Origin of the sequence: Zooshikella ganghwensis DSM 15267, from assembly GCF_000428585.1 — a bacterium.
GTDB classification, from domain to species: Bacteria; Pseudomonadota; Gammaproteobacteria; order Pseudomonadales; family Zooshikellaceae; genus Zooshikella; species Zooshikella ganghwensis.
In genome coordinates this window covers 1-1,436 of sequence record NZ_AUAF01000373.1, presented here as the reverse complement: position 1 = coordinate 1,436, position 1,436 = coordinate 1, and the positions used below count along the sequence as shown (strand labels likewise).

Genomic DNA, 1,436 nt, shown 5'->3' with positions numbered 1-1,436 from the left:
TGGAATAAAAAATAAGAGACTCTCTGCTGGTTGGGATCATGAATATTTAATGAAGCTAATTTGTTCGGTGTAAATTTATATGCGATTGCCCTGAGGTCTGAGGCGACTCAATATTTTGTTACTAATAATAAGTTATTAGTCAAATAAGCTTCATAAATTATTAAGATTAGTGCTTTAATTAGACTTGTAATACCCTTTTAAAAAACAAAATCTCCTTTATTATTAACTAGATAAACTAAAATTCAATATCATCTTGGAAGCAAAGAGCTGCTTGGCATATTTTACCAAATGGAGTTAGTGTTGAAATACTATTTAAAAAACGACTAGCTTTGTTAACTGAAAAAGGCTGCAGGGATTACAATTCAATTGTACATAGTGGTACTTTCCCCTCAGTTATTAGTATGCCAGTTGTAATTGCTGAATACAAAAGGTTAAACATTGCGGTCAGAGCATAACAAGGCGATCGTTCTGAGGCAAACTTAGCTGCGCTTCGTTTGCTCTGCACAGCTTCAACGTTAGAGTTCTTTCATGATTTTCGAAAATTTTGATTTTTCTGCATTAGACGATCCAGAATTTAAAGAAGACTCTGTTCGGGAGGAACTTGTGTTGCCCATCGTTAAAGCTTTGGGATATACAGTTTCAGGTGACTCTCGAGTGGTTAGAAGTAGGAGCCTCGTCCACCCTTATGTGGCACTAGGTTCTCAACAACGTAAAGTTTCCATTGTTCCAGATTATCTATTTCTATCAGAAGGCAAGCCATATTGGGTGCTAGATGCTAAAGCACCAGGTGAGGAAATAACAAAAAGCAAGCATGTTGAACAAGCTTATAGCTACGCTATTCATCCAGAGGTGCGTGCTGAGCTGTTTGCTTTATGCAATGGAAAAGAATTTGTTCTTTACAGTATCAAGCGGTTTGATCCTATTCTTAAATTCAAACTTCAAAGTATTGGTGAATCATGGGAGTTGTTGTCGCGTATATTGAATCCTGAAATTAAAGCTCACCCTGATGTCGTTAACTTTTATCCTGATTATGGTCTTCATTTGCGGATGCTTGGAGCTAAAGAAGGATTTTCGCATATTGCTTTGGCAGTGAATACAAACCATGTCATGAAAGTAGAAGATGGCTTGTATTCCACAAGCACTATAGTGACCGCGGAGAAAGAATATGCTATGTCTCTTGACTTTGGGGAAAAGGACTATAACGCTGTTTGTCAAGATAGTTGTCGCATCAACTAACCTACACTAATGATTTAGCATTTGATTGTTATCAGGATTAAGCCAAACCCTTTCAATTCGATTCCAATTACGTGTTTGACCTGTCCAGCGTCTTGGATTGGCCAGTTTTGCTTTTTCATATACCACCTTACGGTTTTCCAAAATAGCGTGGTCTTTGCCTTCATGGCGTGCTTGAGGGGGCACAAACTGAATCCCACTAT

1 protein-coding gene and 1 pseudogene are annotated in these 1,436 nt (G+C 37.9%); one reads left to right on the top strand and one right to left on the bottom strand.

Annotated features, from left to right (window positions below):
• The first annotated feature begins 528 nt into the window (after window positions 1-528).
• Window positions 529-1,236: a type I restriction enzyme HsdR N-terminal domain-containing protein gene (locus F607_RS32255; protein WP_051311891.1), complete on the top strand. Its 708-nt coding sequence runs from the start codon at window positions 529-531 to the stop codon at window positions 1,234-1,236.
• Window positions 1,237-1,242: 6 nt separating this feature from the next.
• Here the strand turns inward: F607_RS32255 and F607_RS32250 are convergent.
• A pseudogene (locus F607_RS32250) lies at window positions 1,243-1,436 on the bottom strand (IS3 family transposase); the annotation flags it as partial.